This is a genomic window from Georgenia sp. M64 (assembly GCF_038049925.1).
Lineage (GTDB): Bacteria > Actinomycetota > Actinomycetes > Actinomycetales > Actinomycetaceae > Georgenia.
The window spans coordinates 1,724,916-1,738,636 of record NZ_CP145809.1; the positions used below are offsets into that span (position 1 = coordinate 1,724,916).

Consider the following 13,721-nt stretch of genomic DNA (forward strand, 5'->3'; position numbering starts at 1 on the left):
GGACTGGGCGGGACCAACAGGGCGCCCCAAGCGAGTGGGTGCCAGGTTAGGTGACGTGTCCGTCCGCGGCCAGCGGAACGGTTGGGGCCGCCGGCGCGCCGCAGCCGGATCGCTCAGGTTCTGACGGACCGATCAGCCGCGACCTCGCGCTGACTCCGCGTGGTCGGCGGTGTAGACGCTCAAGACGTCCGTCGTCTCGCGTCCGGTGTGGAGGAACTGAGCGTCCAGCACGTGCGCCAAGCCCACCAGGGTGTGCTCGAGGACGTCCGCCGCTAGGCGGACGTCCTCTCGGGAGGAGCGCTGGCCTGCCGCGGCCAGCTCGGCGGCGTACCCGATGGTTCGTGCCAAGGAGCCTTCCGGCGTGACCTCGCGGAAGTAGTAGGTCTCCGTGTACTGCGTCAGGTCCATCCGTACCTCGGTCAGCCCGGCGGCGAGGTTCTCCAGGAGCCGAGCGGCGGTGCACTCACTCAGCTGGTCGAGTCGCTCAGCCGTGTGTGCCTTCGCCAGGGCAGCGAGCCTGAGGGAGAGCACTCGTCTGCGGGTCAGTGCCGGGTAGATCTGGAGCGTCCAGGTGACCGCACCGGTCAGGAGCGTGAAGCCGATGAGGGCCTGCAGGGGGATGAGGAGTCGAAGCCACGGGGCGGTGGGCACGATGTCCCCGAAGCCCAGCGTGGCCACGGTGACCAGGGAGAGGTAGAGGGCGTCGACAAGCATGTTGCGGCTCGGCGGGTCCAGGCCGGCGCCGTAGCTGAACGACTCGGGGAGGTGAGGGAGGTAGACGAGGGCTGCGCCGACGACGACGAGCAGTCCCCACGTACCGATCACCATCAGTACACCCGCCGGTCCGGCGAGCCTTCTGGCTGATCGGCCCAGCCGCTTGGACAGCCGCCACGCCAGGGCCAGCAGCCGGCTGCTGAGGGCGCCGTGCCCGCTGGGATGGGCAAGTGTGTGGAAGAGGTCCCACAGTGCGGTCGCCACCAGGGTGCCGCCGAGGATCTGGGTCAGGACGTTCAATGGGTGGTCCTTCCGGGATCGGGGTGGTGTGGCGGCCCTCCGCGTCCGCTCGGCGGGTCCTCCGGCCGGGTCCGCGCCGACCGGGGCCGTGGCGGAGGGCTCGGTCTGTCGAGGTCGGTCGGTAGCTTCACGGAGAATGTCGTGCCTTGGCCCGGGCCTGCGCTCTCCGCTGCGACGTGCCCGCCGTGGGCCTGCGTCAGTGCGCGGACGATGGCCAGGCCGATGCCGCTGCCGCCCTTCTGGCGAGAGCGACCTGGGTCCACGCGGTAGAAGCGCTCGAACACCCGTCGCAGGTGCTCCGGTGCCAGGCCCTCACCGGTGTCGGTCACTGCGAGCTCGACGACGCCGGGCCCGGGCCGTGCGCTGACCGTGACGACGCCCTCGGGCGGGGTGTGCCGCAGGGCGTTGTCCAGGAGGTTGGCCAGCACCTCCTGTATCCGGTCCTCATCAATGCTGATCGGAGGCAGGTCGTCGGCGACGGCGAGCTGGAGGTCCACACCGGCCCGCGCGAACCGTGCCCGCGCCGCGTTGACGGCGGCGGCCACCACGTCGCGCGGTGCCACCGCCCGCAGATGGAGGTCCAGGCGGCGTTCCTCCGCGCGGGACACGGTGCTCAGGTCGTCCACGAGCCGCTCGACGCGCGCGAGCTCGGCGTGCATGGTGTCGACGGCGTCCCCGTCGAGGGGCAGCACCCCGTCAGCCAGGGCATCGATGTAGCCTCGCAGCGCGGTCAGCGGCGACCGCAGCTCGTGCGCGACGTCGCGAAGCATCTCCGCCCGCGTCCGCTCGGTGGCTGCCAGCTCGTGCGCCGTCAGGTCGAGCGCACTGGCCAAGGAGGCCAGCTCGGGGCCCGACCTCGTCATGTGCACCCGTGCCGTGTAGTCGCCCGCCGCGATCCGCCCGGCCGCTGTCGCCATGGCCTCGACGGGCCGGACGACACGCCGGGTCACGAACCAGCTGACGGCCAGCGCGGTGATCAGCGAGGCAAGGATCGCCACGGACAGGGAGGTGAAGGTGGCCCCGCTGAATGCCGCGTCGATGTGCTGCCGGGTCGTGTCGTCGATCGGCTCGGGAACCCTTCGGAGGTGCTCCTCGAAGAGGCCTGGTGCGAGGATGAGCGCGACGACGGCGAGGGTCGATGCTCCGGCCACGATGACGAGGGCCTGGGCGAGGAAGAGTCTCGCCCCCAACCGGGGCCCCTCGGGGGAGCGTTTCACAAGTCCCCGCCGAGGCCGTAGCCGAACCCGCGGAGGGTGCGGATGTAGCGCGGGGACTGCGCGTCGTCGCCGAGCTTGCGACGGAGGTTCGCCACGTGCACGTCCACCACGTGACGGTCACCGAACCACTGGCCGCCCCATACCTGCTCGAAGAGCTGGTCGCGGCTCAGAACCCGTCGGGGATGCTCGGAGAGGGCGTCCAGCAGGTCGAACTCCGTGCGCGTGAGCTCCACACGATGCGCACCGCGACGCACCTCCCGGGCCCCGACGTCGATGGTGAGGTCACCGAGCTGCCGGACCGACTGGCCCTGTCCCGCGCCGGACCGGGGCCGGCGGAGCATGGCCTTGACCCGTGCCACCAGCTCTGGGGCGGAGAACGGCTTTCCGACGTAGTCGTCCGCACCGCTCGACAGTCCCACCAGCCGGTCGATCTCCTCGGTGCGGGCGGTGAGCATGATGACGTAGGCGTCGGAGAAGGTCCGGAGCCGGCGGCACACCTCCAGCCCGTCGATGCCCGGCAGCATGAGGTCCAGCACGACGACGTCCGGCGAGCTCTCCCGTGCAGCGGTCACACCGGTCTCGCCGTCGGCCATGACCACGACCTCGAAGCCCTCGCGCTCGAGGTAGCCACGGACGACCCGGGCGATCGCAGCCTCGTCCTCGATGACGAGGACCCGCGGACGTGAGACCTCGCCACGGTCCGCGGGCTGTCCCGCGCGGCCACCAACGGTCACCCGTCCTCCGACATCGCGACGAACGCACCGTGCCAGCTGTGGTGCCACACCTCACCTGTCACGGCGTTGACGGAGAGCATGCCCTCGATCTCGCCCTCGCGGACGGTGTGCAGGGTGTAGTACCCGGGGAACTCTTCCGGCGCCCCCACGGTGAGGCCTTCCTCGTCGACCTCGCGCTCGGCCACGGCCAAGGCCTCGTCCGCCGAGAGCTTAGGTGCGGTGTCGGCGCCGCGCACCATCCCGTAGCGGGTGTTCCACATCATGGCCGGCCCGTACTCCGGTCGTACCACTCCTGTCCGGGAGTCGACCAAGATCTCGGTGACGCCCGCGCCGTCGGCGTCCAGAAGGTCGGCGTAGTAGTGGTTCTCGAACTCCATGATCTCGCCGACCTGCAGCTCGCCGTCGAGGTCGCCGGCGTACAGCTCTGCCCGATCACGAGCCTCAGCGAGATCGTCGACGGGCGTGCCGTTCCCACTCGACCCACCTCCCGTCATCATGCCGTTGACGCCGTAGCCCATCATGCCGGTGCTGCCGTAGCCCATCATGCCGGTGCTGCCGTAGCCCATCATGCCGGTGCTGCCGTAGCCGTCGCTGGCTCGCGAGGTGGTGGAGGCCCATGCGGGGCTCTCCTGGGTCAACAGCCAGGTGCCGGAGCCGAGCGCTCCGGCCAGGGCGACCGTCGGCACCAGGAAGCGTGTGATGCCGATCCTCATGGCAGCTTCCTTCCGAGCTGGCCTGCGGCGAGCGTGTCCTGCATCGACCGATAGGTCTCGACGTCCAGCTCACCGGCGGCGAAGCGCCGGTCCAGAATCTCCTGGGGGGTCTCCGGTCGCGCTCCGGGCTCATCCTTCGCCGCGCTCGGGAACACGCGCATGACCGCCCAGACGATCAAGGCGATCAGCGCCACCCAGAACACCACCATGGCGATCCAGCCGCCGACACCCATGCCCCATCCCCAACCCATCATCGTCCTGTCCTCTCTCGTGGTTGACCGCTAACGAGGACAACGATGCAGGGCCAGGGTGAAGCGACTGTCAGACGAACCTCTAGATCGGATCAAGATGGCCGGATCGGTCGGCGCCTGTCTGTGGTCCCCGAGGAGCGGACCCCGGGGACCGGTCGCTCCCTACGCGGTCTCGACCGGCCGACCGCCGCGCACGTCGTACCACTGGGCGAGCCAGGTCTGCATCTGCTCAATCTCACCGAGCTGGGCCGCGTAGATGTCCTCGCACAGGCCGAGCAGCTCGGGGTGCTCAGCGTTGTGGAGGCACGTCTCGGCCTCCCGGATCGCACCCCAGTGGTGGCGGATCATCGAGCGCATGAATGCGATCTCGAACTCCGCGCCGTCGAGCTCCATGAGGCGGTGCATGGACTGCATGCCGGTCATGTCCGGTTCGTGGGTTGCGCCGTACCAGTCCTGAAGCCAGCCCTGCATCTGCTCGATCTGCGCGGACTGTGAGGCGATGATCGACTCACAGGTGCTGACGAGCTCAGGGTGGACGGCCTTGTCCACGCACATCTCGGCCATCATCACCGCCATGGCGTGATGGTCGATCATGTCCTTGAGGAAGTCCTCCTCGAACCTGGCGGCCTGCGCGTCGGCGGCCGGGGCCTCGGCGAACGCCGGCACTGCGGTGACAGCGATGCCGGCACCCGTGAAGGCGCTCACACCGAGCGCTCCGGCGGCGAGGAAGGCCGCGGGGCGGCGGGTGCGACGGTGGTGACTGACGTTCATGACTCGCTCCTTCGTTGACTCCTGCTGTTCGGTCGGGATGTGTGTGCTCCAGTGGTGACAGAAGCGACCGGGGTCAGCCGATCGCGGCGAGGAGCTCGGTGCACGCCTGCTCGCAGCGGCGGTAGCTCTCGGCGCAGACCTTGCAGTGCTCGTGCATCTCCGCGTGCGCGGAGCACTCGTCCCCGCAGGAGCGGCACGCCCGGACACAAGCCTCCAGCTGGGCGCGGGTGATGTTGGCGTCGTAGCCGGTGTGCCGGGAGAGCACACGTGCGCTGGTGCCGCAGATGTCCGCGCAGTCGAGGTTGGTGCGGACGCACTGACGGAGCTCGGCGACCATGTCCTCGCTCAGGCACGCGTCGCCGCAGGCGGTACACGCCTGGCTGCACTCGACAAGGGCGTCGACGGTGCGGGCGAGGAGGTCACGGTCGAGGTTGATCTCGGCCGGGTAGGTCTTCATCATCGCTGCTGTCTGCACCGGTTCCTCCGTGTGTCGTCGCTGAGACCGCACGAGGGGCAGTGCCCTGACCAGGTCGACGCTAGACACGGGCCCGCTGGGCCGCACCCCGGGATACCGGTGGGCACCATCAAGATTTGATGAACATGGTGAACACTCCACGACTCGTAGCAGACGTCGGCGGCAGGAGCGGTCGCTCACCAGGTCAGGTGCCCCGCGTGCCCTCGGTCGCACCGTTCGACCGCGCGCCCCCCGTCCGCGGTTCGGCAGGCATCCTGTGCCGATGGAGCCCTGAGTTTGGTCACTGGGTCGCGCTCCGGGGTCGTGTAGTTCGCTGACCTGCGGTGATGGGAGCGTGGGAGGCGGTTCTGAGGCACTAATTGGTGCTCTACCGTGGGGTTTGTGGCGTGGATCCGGCGGGTGCGGACGGCCTCGGGGGCGACGGCGGTGCAGATCGCTGAGTCCGTCGGGGGTCGTCGGCGGATCGTCGTGCACGTCGGGTCGGCGCATACCGAGGCCGAGCTCGGGCTGCTCGTCGAGCGGGCGCGGGAGCTGCTGGACGACCCGGGCCAGGGCGAGCTCGACCTCGGCCTCGAGCCGGCGGCGCCCCGAACGGCGCTGATCGGCCGGCCCGGAGTGGCGGCTCTCTTCGGCGAGCCGGGCTCCCCGGTACGGGAGCGGGGAGCGGTCGCACCGCCTCGGGTGGTGGCGACCTCCTCTCGGGTGCTCTACGACGCACTCGCCGCGGTGTTCACCGATCTGGGGTTCGACGCCCTGGGTGACGAGGTGTTCCGGGACCTGGTGATCGCCCGGATCGTGGAGCCGACCTCGATCCTGGATACCGCCCGGGTGCTGACCGACCTGGGGGTGAGGCCGGTGAGTGAGAAGACGATGCGCCGCACCCTGGCCCGGGCCGCGGCCGGCGAGGGGCCAGGTGCGTACCGGGACAAGGTCGCCGCGTTGTGCTTCACCCGCGCGGTGACCAGCGGTGACGTCTCGCTGTGCTTGTACGACGTGACGACGTTGTACTTCGAGGCGGAGAAGGAGGACGACCTGCGCAAGGTCGGCTACTCCAAGGAACGCCGCGTCGACCCGCAGATCGTCGTCGGCCTGCTCGTCGACCGGCACGGGTTCCCGCTCGAGATCGGCTGCTACGAGGGCAACCAGGCCGAGACCGCCACGATCGTGCCGATCGTCAAGCAGTTCCAGGACCGGCACGGGATCGAGGACATGGTCGTCGTCGCCGACGCCGGGATGCTCTCGGCGGGCAACCTGGCCGCGCTGGAGGAGGCGAACCTGCGCTTCATCGTCGGCTCGCGGGTGACCAAGGCGCCGATGGACCTGGCCTCGCACTTCCGCTGGCACGGGGACGCGTTCACCGACGCCCAGGTCATCGACACCCTCACGCCCCGGACCGGGCGGCACCGCAGCGAGAACAACGAAGCGGTCAAGGTCGAGCCGATCTGGGACCGTGACCGCCACCCCGGGTCGTGGCGGGCGGTCTGGGCCTACTCGACCAAGCGGGCGGCGCGGGATGGGAAGACGTTGACGTTGCAGGAGAACCGGGCCCGCGCAGTCATCGCCGGGGAGAAAGCCACCCGGACCCCGCGGTTCGTCAAGACCACCGGTGACGCGCGCAGCCTGGACGAGGCCGCCCTCGCCAGGGCGCGGCGCCTGGTCGGGCTCAAGGGCTACGTCACGAACATCCCCGCCCGGCTGATGCCCGCGGGTGAGGTCATCGGGTCATACCACGAGCTCTGGCACGTCGAGCAGTCGTTCCGGATGTCCAAGACCGATCTGGCCGCCCGGCCCATGTTCGTTCGCACCCGGGACGCGATCGAGGCACACCTGACCATCGTGTTCACCGCACTGGCCGTCTCCCGCGAGGTCCAGGCCCGCTCCGGGCTCGCGATCCGCAACGTCATCCGCCAGCTCCGGCCGCTGCGCTCAGCGACCATCACGGCCAACGGCGCCACCCAAACCATCCCGCCGCAGATCGACCCCGACCGACGAACCATCATCGACGCCCTCACGACCGGGAAATCTCAGGCACTAAGCGAATGACCGAACTCAGGCCTGACCAGGTCGACGCTAGACACGGGCCCGCTGGGCCGCACCCCGGGATACCGGTGGGCACCATCAAGATTTGATGAACATGGTGAACACTCCACGACTCGTAGCAGACGTCGGCGGCAGGAGCGGTCGCTCACCAGGTCAGGTGCCCCGTGTGCCCTCGGTCGCACCGTTCGACCGCGCGCCCCCCGTCCGCGGTTCGGCAGGCATCCTGTGCCGATGGAGCGGTTCCCTCCGGGAGCCCTCGGTGAACTCGTCGCGGCAGCCCGCTGAGCAGAACCAGTAGATGACTCCACCCCGCTCGAGGTGCGGGCCGGTGCGCTCGACATCCATGCCGCAGACCGGGTCCCGCGCCAGGGATGCGAGCTCACGGAACTGGCCGTCCTCCAGCCACAGCACCCGGTCGGCGATCTCGCGCAGGCGGGTGTCGTGGCTGACGATGACGACGGCCCTGCCCTCGTCAGCGAGCACCCGCAGCAGCCGGGCGAGGTCGCGTCCGTGTGCGGCGTCGAGGTTGGCGGTGGGTTCGTCCGCCAGCAGGACCTGCGGGTCGTTGGCCAGGGCTCTGGCGACGGCGACGCGCTGCTGCTCCCCGCCGGAGAGCTGCGCGGGCCGGAACCGGGCGCGGTCGGCGAGCCCGACCCGGTCGAGGAGGGAAGCCGCCCGTGCGGAGGCCGCCCGGCCCGCGACCCCGGCGAGGGTGCAGGCCACCTCGACGTTCTCCGCCGCGGTCAACGCGCCCAGCAGTGCGTAGTCCTGGAAGACGAACCCGAACGTGACGGCCCGCAGGGCCGGTAGCGCGCGCTCCCCGGCGGCGGTGACGTCCACCGGGCCCACCGGGCCTTGCACGGTGACGTTCCCGGAGGTGGGACGTAGCAGCGCTCCGAGCATGAGCAGCAGGGTGGTCTTGCCCGAGCCGCTCGGACCCATGACCAGGACGACCTCACCGCCGCCGACGTCCAGGTCGACGTCCCGCACCGCGTGCACGACGCTCGGCCCGGACCGGAAGTCCTTGGTCAGTCCGCGCACGGCAAGGATCGCAGAAGGTGTCATCGTGAGCTCCGGAAGGCTGTGGCGGCGTCGATCCGAGCGAGACGCCAGACGGGGATCAGGGCGCCGGCGAGGCCCGCCGCGAGGGCGCCGATCGCGGCGCTCGCGACGCTTCCTGCCGTCACGCTGAGCCCTACCGTGGAAGCGAGGAGGGGCACCAGGGCCGAGAGGACCACCGCCAGCATCGTCGCGATCGCGACGGCGAGGCCGGTGATCCAGAGCACCTGGCTGGTCACCGTTCCGGCGAGCCGGCGGGTGGGCGCTCCCAGTGCCTTGAGGACGCCGTAGTCACGCAACCGGTCCAGGGTCGACGTCATGAGGCCGAGTGCGATGACGGCCAGCGCGATCAGGTACCCGACGAGGTCCATCAGCGTGAGCAGGTCGGCACTCATGTCGCCGACGACGGCGGACTCCGAGGCGATGAACTGCTCCCGTGTCTGCACGGTGGTTCCCGGGAGCACCTTCTCCACCTCCGCAGCCAGCTCATCGGAGTGCGCCGAACCGTCGCCGGCGACCAGGACGTAGGAGACCGTGGGCGCGACGAGATCAGCGAACTGCTCGGCGGAGACGAAGACGGTGGTGTTGGTGATGCTCGTGCCACCCGAGGCGAGACCGACGACGGTCAGCGGGACACCCTGCACCGTGGCGGCCGAACCGACGGCCAGGCCCAGCGCCGAGGCAGCGGCGTCGTCGACCAGGGCCTCTCCCCGCCCGGGGGCCCGTCCCTCCTCGATGCGCACCGGGCCGCCACGGCCGGTCAGCGTGTCGTAGCCGATGAGGTAGGTGAGCAGGCGTCCGTCGGGGCCATCGACAGCGGTGGAGGTGAACGCCACCGGCACCGCCCACGCCACCCCAGGGACGGCGGCCGCCTTCTCCGCGGTGTCCTCGGGGAGCGCGGAAGCACTCATGTGCATGGTGCGCACGCCCTCCTGGGACACGACGACGTCGGCGCTCGAGGTTCGGATGTAGGCCGTGACGCGCTCCAGGGCACCGACCCTGAGGGCATCGAGGACGAGGACCAGCAGGAGCGCCACGGCCACCCCCGTGATGGTGAGAACCCCGCGCCGCCGGTCACCGAAGAGCACCCGGCGACCCAGGGGTACCCGTCGGCGAAGGTCCGTGAGAAGCCGGAGGTGGCTCATGACCCGCTCCGGAACGCGGTCGCGGCATCGACCCGGCTGACCTGCCGGGCCGGGACCCACGCGGCAAGCAGCGCCATGGCCGCCGCGGCGGCGGCGGTCCGGCCCAGCGCCGCCGGGGTGACCGCGACGATGAACGCGGGCTGCCAGGCACTCACCGCGAGCCGGGCCACGACGAGAAGGCCGACGGCCACCAGTGCCCCGACGACACTGAAGCCCAGCGTCAGCGTCAGGGTCACGAGCCGCAGGCGCGCGGCCGGCGCACCGATGGCCTTGAGGACACCCAGGTCGCGGCGGTGCTCCGCGACAATGGTGTAGGAGACGAGCGCGACGATGAGGACGCCCGCGGCGAAGGCCACGGCGACCATCAGCCTGATCGGCACACCGAAGATCCGTGTCGTCAACTCACGTGCGGCACCGGCCAGCTCCTCGGGGGTGCGCACCGTCAGTCCCTGCGACCGCAGGCGCTCGGCCGTGGCTTCCGGGTTTCCGGTGGTCACCAGGACGACACCGGTCGTGCCTGCAGCGCCGAGGACGTCGGTCAGCGTCGACTCGGTGACGAAGACGAGCGGCGTCATGAACATCGCCGTGTCGTCGGTGAGACCCACGACGGTGAGGTTGCGCCCCATCAGCGGCAGGGTGTCGCCGAGCGCGAGCGCGAGCCCGTGCTCCTGGGACAGCAGCCGGTCGACGGCGACCTCGCCGTCCGCCGGGGCGCGGCCCTCGGCGAGGTCCCACGGCTCCCCAGGTCCACCCGGAGCGAAGCCGACGACGGCGGCCGCTGCCTTGTCGCCGTGCAGCTCGAGGATCGTGTACATCGTCCGGGCCCGGCTGGTCCCGGTCACGCCGGGCACGGCAGCGACGACGTCGGCGAGCTCGGCCGGGAGGGTGCTGCGATCGGAGAAGAGCGACTCCGTCCCGGGCGCCACCACGACGAGATCCGCCCCGAGGTGGTCCTCGTAGGTGGTCGCGCGCTCCTGCACGCCTGCCCACAGGCCGTCCAGGAGCAGGATCATCATCAGCGCCAGCCCGATCGCGAGCACACCGGCAACCAGCCGCCCCGGGCGCGCAGTCATCAGCCGACGTCCCAGTGGGACCTTGCCTGCCGTCGCCCACCGCACCACTGCGACCACCTCCGGGCCGGTCCCGGCCCGGGTTTCTGTGGGGCGCTGACGGCCTGTTCACCAGTGTGCGAAGACGGACCACCGGCCAGGGTCAAGACCCGATGAGCGTTCGATCAACTCTTACCGGGCGGTGGCCGTCACGGCGAACGTCGCCTCCCGGCGGTTGTCCTCGGCCCCGGTGATCTCTCCGCTGTCGTGGTCGACCTCGAGGGCCTGGACCGACCCGAAGACGGCCTCCTCGACGGTGACGACGTCGCTGGCCCAGCCGAGGTCGTCCAGTCGTGCGGAGAGCTCGGGGGAGGGGGGCTCCTCGAGGGTGAGCGTGCCGTCCTGGAGGTGGAAGCGGGGCGCCGCGACGGCATCCTCGAGCGGCTGGTCGTGCAGCGCCCAGCGGGCAAGGACATTGGCGAGGATGGTCGGGATCTGGTGGCCACCGGGGGTGCCCACTCCCAGGACCGGGCGGCCCTGTTCGTCGAGGACGACGGTGGGGGTGGCCCAGCTGACCGAACGCCGGCCCGGTGCGGGCTGGTTCTGCGGGGTGTCGAGCGCGGCGAAGCGGGAGAGCTGGTTGTTCAGGAAGAACCCGCCGACGGCCTGGGCGTCGCCGCCGCCCCAGAAGCTCGTGATCGTGTTGGTCATCGAGACCATCAACCCGTCGGCGTCGACGACCGTGATATGGGTCGTGTTGCCCGGGACCAGGTCCGCGGCGCCGGCGACGTTGTCCGACCCGAACACTTCGGCGGACGCGGCGGAGGTCGTGATGTCGTCGGCGAGGTCGGCGTTCCTGGCCTGGTCGGTGAGCTCGTCGACCGGGACGTCGACGAACGCGGGGTCTCCGAGGTGCTGCGCGACCGACCCGTCCGCGACCAGCCAGCTGTTGGAGAGCGTCTCGACGTAGTCCGCCGAACCCGGTTCGGTGCCGGCGATGCCCATCGCCTCGGCGACCTGGAGCATCTGGACGAGGGCCACGCCGGGCAGGGCCGGGGCGGCCGAGACGATCTCGTAGTCTCCGACCCTCCCGCGGACCGGCTCCGAGCGGACCACGTCGTACGCGGCGAGCGAGGCGAGGTCGATCCCGTCGACGTCGTCGAGCCGGTCGGCAATCGAGCCGGTGTAGAAGCTTTGTGGCCCGTCCTCGGCGAGGACGGTGAGCGTCTCCGCGAGCTCTTCTTGGACGAGCTCGTCGCCCGCGCCCAGGGGGAAGATGCCTCCGAGGCCGTTGAACTGCCGCTGGTCGGAGACGGCGGCCGGTCCGTAGTCGCTGCGCATCCGCAGGGCGAGGAAGTCCGAGATCGGGAAGCCGTCGGCGGCGAGGTCGATCGCGGGCTGGACGAGCTGTGCCCAGTCCAGTCGGCCGTGGTCCTCGTGGAGGGCGGCCATACCAGCGACGAACCCGGGGATGCCGGTTCCGGACTCGGGGATGGTGCCGTCCTGGGCGACGACCTCCCGATAGTCGTAGTTCAGCGGCTCGCCGCCCGTGGATGCCACGATCGCCGACCCGCCGCCGCCGACCCCCGATGCGAACGGCTCGACCACCGACACCGCGAACGCTGCGGCGATCGCCGCGTCGACCGCGTTGCCGCCGCCCGCCAGCACGCTCATGCCCGCCTCGACCGCTGCCGGATGCGCCGCACTGACGGCTTGGTTCACCAACGCCGATGGGGACTGCGTCGTCGGTCCCGGGCTCGTCGGCGGCTCCGACGCGTTGGGGGCGGCTGAGGGTGCGGGGGCTGGTGTCGGCGAGGGCGCAGGGGCCGGTGTCTGGGAGCATCCGGCCACGAGGGCGAGGGCGAGCGCCGCGCCGGCGGCAGGGACAGATCGGCTCAGGCGGGCTAGCAACGGGTTTCCTCCTCTGCGCAGCTCACGACGCCGAGACTGCAGAGCGTCTCGTGACGGGCGGCGACGGTTGATGGTCGGCATGGGATCCGGAATGGGGATCCTGGGCGGGTTACCGGGAGGCAGAAAGTCGTCCGGGAGCGGCCGACCGCTGGGTGAGGATCTCGCCGAGCCCGTCCGGGGCGTTCGCCTCTCTCCACGGCGGCCGGAGCAGCCGTTCAAGCGGTCCGCGGTCGAAGTTCCGGCGCCACCAGGTCGCGAAGATCAGTGCTGAGGCGCTCAGGGCGAGGCTGATGGCGATGCCCTCGGCGAGGACGTGAGGCTCGGGCCGGACGAGCAGATCGAGAACCAGGAGGTGGGCCACGTAGATCGTCAGTGCCAGCTGTCCCGCGGCGACCAGCGGCCGCAGTCGGCGTTCCACAACGGTGCCGGCTCGCAACAGCAGACCGAGGACGAGGACACCGCTCCCCGTGCCACTGATCAACCAGAGCGGCATCTGTGAGTGGGCAACCGAGGTCACCAGTCGGTCGAACCCGACGGCCTCTGCTGGATCACCCTGCCATGCGACCAGGACCAGAGACACAGCGCGACCGATCACTGTCGCAAACGCACCGAACAGGATCATCCGGTGCTGAAGGGCCCGGTCAGCCAGATCGAGTCGGCCCAGCCACATGCCGAGCAGGAAAGGCCCGGCCCACGTGATGACGGGATAGGGGCTCGAGAGAAGTACGTTGTGCAGGATCTCAGACGGCGAGTCGGCAGCCGTCGCCGACCGGACGTCCCAGGTGACCCCCTGAATCCTTTGCAGACCGATCCATGCGACTGGGCCAAGCACGGTGAGCGCGACGGCAAGAAGCCCGACGACGCGGCTGCCCGCGCGAACCAGCGGGATCGCGATGACAAACAGCAGGGCGTAGGTCGGCAGGATCACGCTGACGCCGTGGTCCAGCAACTGAAGCGCAAGCCCTCCCGCCATGAGCAGGCCCGCGCGCCAGAGCAGGGTGGACCAGGGTAGGCGGCCCCCCGGCAGACGGGCCCGCCTCGTGAGAAGCGAGATGCCCACCCCGGCGAGGAGGACGAACAGGAGAGAGGCTCGCCCGAGGGGAAGCCGGTAGAGGACCTCGGCGATGCTGTCCCCGCTGCGCGGGCCGACGTTAACGACGATCATGCCTATGACGGCGAGGGCGCGGGCGGCGTCGATCGCCGCGACCCGTCCACGCCCATGGGAGGGCGGTGAGCTGATGGGGGCCGCGGGGGCCGGTCTGACTGCCGTCACCAAGATTCCGATCTCACTGTGGCACGAGGAGCTGCGCCTGCTAGGGGCGGGCACCGATGGGCCTTCTTG

13 protein-coding genes are annotated in these 13,721 nt (G+C 70.5%); 1 reads left to right on the forward strand and 12 read right to left on the reverse strand.

The genetic code is table 11. The features are described 5' to 3' along the window. Window positions 1-132: 132 nt before the first annotated feature. The 7 genes from AAEM63_RS07780 to AAEM63_RS07810 all read right to left on the reverse strand — a co-directional run bounded on the left by AAEM63_RS07780 (window position 133) and on the right by AAEM63_RS07810 (window position 5,175). Window positions 133-1,014 (reverse strand): ion channel, encoded by an 882-nt coding sequence (locus tag AAEM63_RS07780; RefSeq protein ID WP_341360972.1) that lies wholly within the window; start codon window positions 1,012-1,014, stop codon window positions 133-135. After that, window positions 1,011-2,204 carry an ATP-binding protein gene (locus AAEM63_RS07785; RefSeq protein ID WP_341360973.1) on the reverse strand — a complete coding sequence of 398 codons (1,194 nt, stop codon included), beginning with the start codon at window positions 2,202-2,204 and terminating at the stop codon, window positions 1,011-1,013. Before AAEM63_RS07785 ends, AAEM63_RS07780 begins: the two co-directional genes overlap by 4 nt. 23 nt (window positions 2,205-2,227) lie before the next feature. Continuing rightward, window positions 2,228-2,965, reverse strand: coding sequence for a response regulator transcription factor (locus tag AAEM63_RS07790; RefSeq protein ID WP_341360974.1), 738 nt, complete (start codon window positions 2,963-2,965; stop codon window positions 2,228-2,230). After that, complete coding sequence (locus AAEM63_RS07795) at window positions 2,962-3,678, reverse strand: hypothetical protein (RefSeq protein WP_341360975.1); 717 nt, start codon at window positions 3,676-3,678, stop codon at window positions 2,962-2,964. The genes AAEM63_RS07790 and AAEM63_RS07795 overlap by 4 nt, the downstream gene beginning before the upstream one ends. Further along, the gene (locus AAEM63_RS07800; protein ID WP_341360976.1) at window positions 3,675-3,911 is read right to left on the reverse strand and encodes a hypothetical protein; all 237 of its coding nucleotides are present in this window, start codon (window positions 3,909-3,911) and stop codon (window positions 3,675-3,677) included. The genes AAEM63_RS07795 and AAEM63_RS07800 overlap by 4 nt, the downstream gene beginning before the upstream one ends. A gap of 180 nt (window positions 3,912-4,091) precedes the next feature. Then, the gene (locus tag AAEM63_RS07805; protein ID WP_341360977.1) at window positions 4,092-4,700 is read right to left on the reverse strand and encodes a DUF305 domain-containing protein; all 609 of its coding nucleotides are present in this window, start codon (window positions 4,698-4,700) and stop codon (window positions 4,092-4,094) included. Between the two features lie 73 nt (window positions 4,701-4,773). Next, window positions 4,774-5,175 carry a four-helix bundle copper-binding protein gene (locus tag AAEM63_RS07810; protein ID WP_341360978.1) on the reverse strand — a complete coding sequence of 134 codons (402 nt, stop codon included), beginning with the start codon at window positions 5,173-5,175 and terminating at the stop codon, window positions 4,774-4,776. 381 nt (window positions 5,176-5,556) lie between these two features. On the opposite strand from AAEM63_RS07810, the gene AAEM63_RS07815 reads away from it, so the two are divergent. Beyond that, on the forward strand, window positions 5,557-7,218 hold the full coding sequence (locus AAEM63_RS07815; protein ID WP_341360979.1) for an IS1634 family transposase: 1,662 nt from the start codon (window positions 5,557-5,559) through the stop codon (window positions 7,216-7,218). A 150-nt stretch (window positions 7,219-7,368) separates the two neighbouring features. Here the strand turns inward: AAEM63_RS07815 and AAEM63_RS07820 are convergent, their stop codons facing one another. The 5 genes from AAEM63_RS07820 to AAEM63_RS07840 all read right to left on the reverse strand — a co-directional run bounded on the left by AAEM63_RS07820 (window position 7,369) and on the right by AAEM63_RS07840 (window position 13,544). Continuing rightward, window positions 7,369-8,280: an ATP-binding cassette domain-containing protein gene (locus tag AAEM63_RS07820; RefSeq protein ID WP_341360980.1), complete on the reverse strand. Its 912-nt coding sequence runs from the start codon at window positions 8,278-8,280 to the stop codon at window positions 7,369-7,371. After that, window positions 8,277-9,419 (reverse strand): ABC transporter permease, encoded by a 1,143-nt coding sequence (locus tag AAEM63_RS07825; RefSeq protein ID WP_341360981.1) that lies wholly within the window; start codon window positions 9,417-9,419, stop codon window positions 8,277-8,279. The genes AAEM63_RS07820 and AAEM63_RS07825 overlap by 4 nt, the downstream gene beginning before the upstream one ends. Further along, entirely contained in the window at window positions 9,416-10,492 is a 1,077-nt protein-coding gene (locus AAEM63_RS07830) for an ABC transporter permease (RefSeq protein ID WP_341360982.1), read from the reverse strand. The genes AAEM63_RS07825 and AAEM63_RS07830 overlap by 4 nt, the downstream gene beginning before the upstream one ends. A gap of 168 nt (window positions 10,493-10,660) precedes the next feature. Then, window positions 10,661-12,142 (reverse strand): gamma-glutamyltransferase, encoded by a 1,482-nt coding sequence (locus tag AAEM63_RS07835; protein ID WP_341360983.1) that lies wholly within the window; start codon window positions 12,140-12,142, stop codon window positions 10,661-10,663. Window positions 12,143-12,488: 346 nt separating this feature from the next. Continuing rightward, a complete protein-coding gene (locus AAEM63_RS07840; protein ID WP_341360984.1) occupies window positions 12,489-13,544 on the reverse strand; it encodes a DUF418 domain-containing protein in 1,056 nt (351 codons plus the stop codon). Window positions 13,545-13,721 lie beyond the last annotated feature (177 nt).

What these genes read in the sequence shown, in the direction of transcription:
- AAEM63_RS07795 (WP_341360975.1), bottom strand. Translation starts at nt 3,678, where the DNA reads ATGAGGATCGGCATCACACGCTTCCTGGTGCCGACGGTCGCCCTGGCC.
- AAEM63_RS07800 (WP_341360976.1), bottom strand. Translation starts at nt 3,911, where the DNA reads ATGGGTGTCGGCGGCTGGATCGCCATGGTGGTGTTCTGGGTGGCGCTG.
- AAEM63_RS07805 (WP_341360977.1), bottom strand. Translation starts at nt 4,700, where the DNA reads ATGAACGTCAGTCACCACCGTCGCACCCGCCGCCCCGCGGCCTTCCTC.
- AAEM63_RS07820 (WP_341360980.1), bottom strand. Translation starts at nt 8,280, where the DNA reads ATGACACCTTCTGCGATCCTTGCCGTGCGCGGACTGACCAAGGACTTC.
- AAEM63_RS07825 (WP_341360981.1), bottom strand. Translation starts at nt 9,419, where the DNA reads ATGAGCCACCTCCGGCTTCTCACGGACCTTCGCCGACGGGTACCCCTG.
- AAEM63_RS07830 (WP_341360982.1), bottom strand. Translation starts at nt 10,492, where the DNA reads ATGACTGCGCGCCCGGGGCGGCTGGTTGCCGGTGTGCTCGCGATCGGG.
- AAEM63_RS07835 (WP_341360983.1), bottom strand. Translation starts at nt 12,142, where the DNA reads ATGAGCGTGCTGGCGGGCGGCGGCAACGCGGTCGACGCGGCGATCGCC.
- AAEM63_RS07840 (WP_341360984.1), bottom strand. Translation starts at nt 13,544, where the DNA reads ATGATCGTCGTTAACGTCGGCCCGCGCAGCGGGGACAGCATCGCCGAG.